General features: G+C 66.0%; 5 protein-coding genes. 4 read left to right on the top strand and 1 reads right to left on the bottom strand.

Annotation, left to right across the window (positions count from 1 at the left end):
• On the top strand, positions 1-752 hold a 752-nt coding region (locus ACRDUX_RS11860), incomplete at its 5' end, for an NAD(P)-dependent oxidoreductase (RefSeq protein ID WP_526414090.1).
• Positions 753-829: 77 nt separating this feature from the next.
• On the opposite strand, the gene ACRDUX_RS11855 is transcribed toward ACRDUX_RS11860, so the two are convergent.
• Positions 830-1,744 carry a LysR family transcriptional regulator gene (locus tag ACRDUX_RS11855; RefSeq protein ID WP_526414088.1) on the bottom strand — a complete coding sequence of 305 codons (915 nt, stop codon included), beginning with the start codon at positions 1,742-1,744 and terminating at the stop codon, positions 830-832.
• A 172-nt stretch (positions 1,745-1,916) separates the two neighbouring features.
• Here ACRDUX_RS11855 and ACRDUX_RS11850 point away from each other — a divergent pair, with 172 nt between their 5' ends.
• The 3 genes from ACRDUX_RS11850 to ACRDUX_RS11840 all read left to right on the top strand — a co-directional run.
• Positions 1,917-2,732 carry an LLM class F420-dependent oxidoreductase gene (locus ACRDUX_RS11850; RefSeq protein ID WP_526414086.1) on the top strand — a complete coding sequence of 272 codons (816 nt, stop codon included), beginning with the start codon at positions 1,917-1,919 and terminating at the stop codon, positions 2,730-2,732.
• 142 nt (positions 2,733-2,874) lie between these two features.
• The gene (locus ACRDUX_RS11845; RefSeq protein ID WP_526414084.1) at positions 2,875-3,624 is read left to right on the top strand and encodes an SDR family NAD(P)-dependent oxidoreductase; all 750 of its coding nucleotides are present in this window, start codon (positions 2,875-2,877) and stop codon (positions 3,622-3,624) included.
• A 225-nt stretch (positions 3,625-3,849) separates the two neighbouring features.
• The coding region (locus tag ACRDUX_RS11840; protein ID WP_526414082.1) for a hypothetical protein at positions 3,850-4,645 on the top strand (796 nt) is incomplete at its 3' end.

Here is a 4,645-nt window from a genome sequence, read left to right as displayed (position 1 = left end):
CCCGTGAGGGGGTGGTCCTCACCAACACCCCTGCGGCGGTGCGCAAGCCGCTTGCGTTGTCGGGTCTGACTCTGCTGCTGGCGTGCGCGCACCGGTTGATCGAGAACCACCGCGTCACGGTCGACGGCCGGTGGGCCTCCGAACGCGGCGCCCACCGAGGTATCGGGGTGGACGGGCGGACCGTCGGGATCCTCGGCTTCGGCTCCGTCGGGTCCGAGCTTGCGCAGATGCTGGCGCCGTTGGGCGTCACGGTGATCGCCACTACCAGGTCGGGTAGCTCGGCAAGAGCGGCACAGCTGGGCATCGAGCTCGTCGACCGCCAGACACTGGCGGCGCGTTCGGATTTCGTCGTGGTGGCCGCCGCGCTCACGGCCGAGAATTACGGCATGCTCGACGAGGCGTTCTTCGCGGCGATGAAACCGAGCGCCTACTTCATCAACATCGCCCGTGGGGGACTGGTGAACCAGCCCGCGCTCACCGCGGCGCTGCGCGCGGGCGTCATCGCCGGAGCGGCACTCGACGTGTACGAGCCGGAACCGCCCGCGCCAGACGACCCGTTGTTCGCGATGGACAACGTGATCTGCACACCGCATGCGCTCTGCTGGACGGCGGACTTCACCAGGGCCGTCTCCGCCTCGCTCATGGAGGCGGTCATTGCGGTGTCGCGCAACGAGATTCCGGCCGCCGCGCTGGGTCGCGAGGCCCTCGATGCGGCGACCTGGCGGGGCGCAAGGGCGCCTAGCGGCGCCTGAACGGCGGCGCGGTAAGAGCGGCTCGGACATGAAGCTCTCCTACGTCGCAGTGGCAACCCGGCCTCGTGCGGCGCTGATCAGCCGGATCTGATTGCTGGCTGACCGAGTAGGCCTGTGCCGCACCAGTTCTGCTGGTTGAGATGGTCGAGCATGGCCGTCTCCGCCGAACCCGGATTGCGCCGCACGCCGACGAGGACGGGCTCGGTCAGGGCGGGCAGTAGCGGGCAGGCCAGTTCTTCGAAGCCTTCGGGGATGGCCGAGGCCGGGACCACGGTGACGCCCAAGCCCTGCGCCACGAGCCGCACCGCAGTGGAGATCTGTGATGCCCGGGCTACCGTGTGCGGGCGCAGGCCCGCGCTGGCGAGCAGGCGGGCGAGGTAGTCGTCGAGCAGGCTTCCGCCCCGGAACCGGATCCACCCCTCTGACGCCAGGTCTTCCAGGCGCAGGGCGGCGCCGTCCGAGAGAAGCGGGTGCCCCTTCGGCAAGACGGCGACGTAGGCTTCCTCGCCCAGCCGGTGAACGTCGAAGGTGCACCCGACCGGGATGCGGTGCACCAGAACCATGTCCAGGGTTCCCTGACGGACCAGTCGTTCCATGTCCGCGGGATCGGGCTCCTCGTGGAGAGTCACCTGCAGCTTCGGGTGGCGTTTGCGCAGCTGCCCCAATGTCTGGGGCAGCTGGCGTGCTCCCAGGCCCATGTGGACAGCGATGATGAGTTCGCCTGCCAGTTCCCCGTTGGCGGCGCGGGCGGCCGCGATGGCACGCCGAGATGCGGTCGTCGCGATCTTCGCCTCCGCGAGGAAAGCCCGCCCGGCCACCGTCACCGTCACCCCACTCGGGGTGCGGGTGAACAGCTGCACCCCGAGGTGCTTCTCCAAGGCGCCGATCTGCTGCGACAGAGAGGGCTGAGTGACCCGCAGACGTTCTGCTGCCGCCGTCATGGAGCCCTCCTCGGCGACGGCCAGGGCGTATTCGTATTGGCGCAGGTTCATTCGAATCCACCTTCGACAAGACATAGGAGTTGTCAATGCAGAATATGCGTTGCCACTATTTGCCTCTATGCCGGGCCCGGTCATACCGTGGTGCACACCCAGCGCCCGAGACTGAGCACGACCGGGCCCGCCCCAATCATCAACGACACCAACAGAAGCGATGGGACAGCACATGAGTCGACCACTACGCATTGGAGTGCAACTGTGGCCCGGCGGGGCACCGGACTACCAGAGCTGGCGCAGCGCGGTCTTGCACGCCGAAGAAATCGGCACCGACATGATCCTCGGCTACGACCACTTCCACAAACCAACCTTCACCGAAATCGTCGACGCGATGCCCGTGCTAGACGAGGTCCAACCCGACGTGAACAACTTCGAGGGCTGGACGGCGCTGGCCACGTGGGGCGAAATCACCAACCGCGCCGAGATCGGGCTTCAGGTCAGCGGTGTCGGGTATCGCAATCCCGACCTGCTGGCCGACATGGCCCGCACCGTCGATCACATCAGCGGCGGCCGGCTGATCCTCGGCGTAGGCGCCGGCTGGTATGAAAAGGACTACACCACATATGGTTACGACTTCGGCACCTGGAAGACGCGCTTCGATCTGCTCGACGCCGGTTTGGACCGCATCGCAGCGCGTCTTGCGGTCCTCAAGCCCGCCCCGGTACGCAAGATTCCCATCCTGATCGGTGGATCCGGTATCAAGCGGACGCTACCCGCGGTAGCCCGACACGCCGACATCTGGCACACCTACATCAGTCTCGAGAAGTTCCACGATGCCAGCGCGCGCCTAGACGACCTCGCCGCCGCCGCAGGCCGCGCCGGCGCCGACATCGAGCGGTCCGTGGGCTGGGAAGACGCTACCAGCGCCAACGCCTTCCGCGACGCCGGTGCGACGACGTTCACCACCGAAATTCACCCGACAGATGAGGGCTACGACTTCTCCGTCCTCACCGAGATGCTCGCCTGGCGCAACGCGCAGCAATGATCGCGCAACGCCGTTCACGGCAGGATGCACGTGGATGCACGAACGGTCTGGATGTGATCGATTCTGCCGCGCAACATGATTCGGGCCAATTCGTGCACCGCACTGGTGTCCGGTACTCACCGTCTCGACTCAAGGAGAAAGCATGCGTCTCGCGAACAAGGTAGCCCTCGTCACTGGCGGAAGCGCGGGCCTTGGTCTGGCGATTGCCCAGAGATTCGGAAGTGAAGGCGCCCACGTCTACATCACGGGGCGACGGAAGGACGCGCTCGAAGCCGCAAAGGCTTCCATCGAGGGACATGTCACGGCGGTCACCGCCGACGCCACGGTCTCGAGTGATCTCGACAATCTGGTCGAGGCTATCCGTCAGGAGAGCGGGCACCTCGACGTGATCGTCGCGAACGCTGGGAGCATTGAGCGGATGAACTTCGGGGACGTGACCGAGGAACACTTCGACCAGACCTTCGACCTCAATGCCCGCGGCACGCTGTTCACCGTCCAGAAGGCGCTGCCACTTCTACAAACGGGCGGCTCGATCATTCTGCTGGGCTCGATCACGGCATTCAAGGGTCTTCCCGGGGCAGGGGCTTACAGCGCAACGAAGGCCGCCGTGCGGTCCTACGCGCGCACGTGGGCGGCAGAGTTCGGCGACCGGGGTCTTCGGGTCAACGTGCTGAGTCCGGGGCCGATCGACACGCTCATCATCGACGGACAGGCCGAGTACTTCGGGCAAGATCCAGCAGCTGTCCGGGCCCACATGAGTACCCTCGTCCCGATGGGCCGCCTCGGGCTTCCCGAGGAGATCGCCAATGGCGCGCTGTTTCTCGCCTCGGACGAAAGCAGTTTCATGACGGGTGCAGAACTCTGCATCGACGGCGGGATGGGCCAGGTTTAGCGCAGTTCGCCGGAACCCCTCGACTTGTGGCGTTTCGCCACGCGACGCAACGCCCGCGTCCACTCTGCCTGCCCACGGCCAGCCGTCATGCCACTGGGAGCTACGTGCGAAGTGCCCACCTATGCGCGACAATTCGTCACCGAGGCCGCACCCCAGTTGAATCGTGACTCGATGCCGATGAAGTGGCCAAGTCGATTGTCACCCCCCTGACGTAGCGTCCGCGCCATGAACGAAGGACGTCGGCGCCGTAGCGCCAAACAGAGGCGGCGAGATGCACGGCGCGCCGGGACGGGCCGGCGCAAGGACGACAACGAGGACTTCCTGACACAGCTGGTCAGGAAGGCCTTGGCCAAGCATCCGCTGTATCTACTCAGCCTGGCCGCCTACATCATCGCCACAGTCACACTCGATCGGTACGCGTTCCCGACGTCCGAGCGGAAGGAGTCTCTGTCTCTGGAGAACGTCGTCATCAGCCTTGCGGGCAGACGGTGTCGCGAGACGACCGCCCTGCTTGCGGTACTCGCTGAACTACTGGTCGACGACGAGGTGCTGCGCGACCGCTGCCGCGAGGAAGTCGCGGCACGGAACGACCACCTCCCAAAGTGGATCGTGGGGCTCCCGCAAGTTGAGGTCTACCGGGCAGTGCGGCGGACGCACGTCCTCGGTGATGGTGATGAGCTCGCCGTTGGTGCCCGCTTGGCCGGTGGGACCGAACTGACCGTCGCGGTCTACGTCGACCACAACGAGTTGTCGTCGGCCCAAACGATCGCCGTGCTCGACGGTTCGATCGCCACGCTTATGGCCGACGTGAGCAGGAACATCGATCCCGACACCTCCTACGTCGACGTGAGCCTCGCCGACGCTCGCGCCTGGATCGATCAGGGCCTCACGAAGGCGGGTTTCCTGCTGCACCCGGACCCGTGGCGGGAGTCACTGCCGCTCGTCAAATGGCTTGTCGCGCAGCTGCCCGAAGGGGGCACCGGACGGCAGGGGCCCGATCTGGACGACGAAGTGGTTTCCC

It is taken from the genome of Mycobacterium sp. (assembly GCF_050701675.1).
Lineage (GTDB): Bacteria > Actinomycetota > Actinomycetes > Mycobacteriales > Mycobacteriaceae > Mycobacterium.
This window is presented reverse-complemented; position numbering and strand designations above follow the sequence as displayed.

Excerpts from the sequence above, each read along its gene's own strand:
- ACRDUX_RS11845 (WP_526414084.1), top strand. The coding sequence starts at position 2,875 with ATGCGTCTCGCGAACAAGGTAGCCCTCGTCACTGGCGGAAGCGCGGGC.
- ACRDUX_RS11850 (WP_526414086.1), top strand. The coding sequence starts at position 1,917 with ATGAGTCGACCACTACGCATTGGAGTGCAACTGTGGCCCGGCGGGGCA.
- ACRDUX_RS11855 (WP_526414088.1), bottom strand. The coding sequence starts at position 1,744 with ATGAACCTGCGCCAATACGAATACGCCCTGGCCGTCGCCGAGGAGGGC.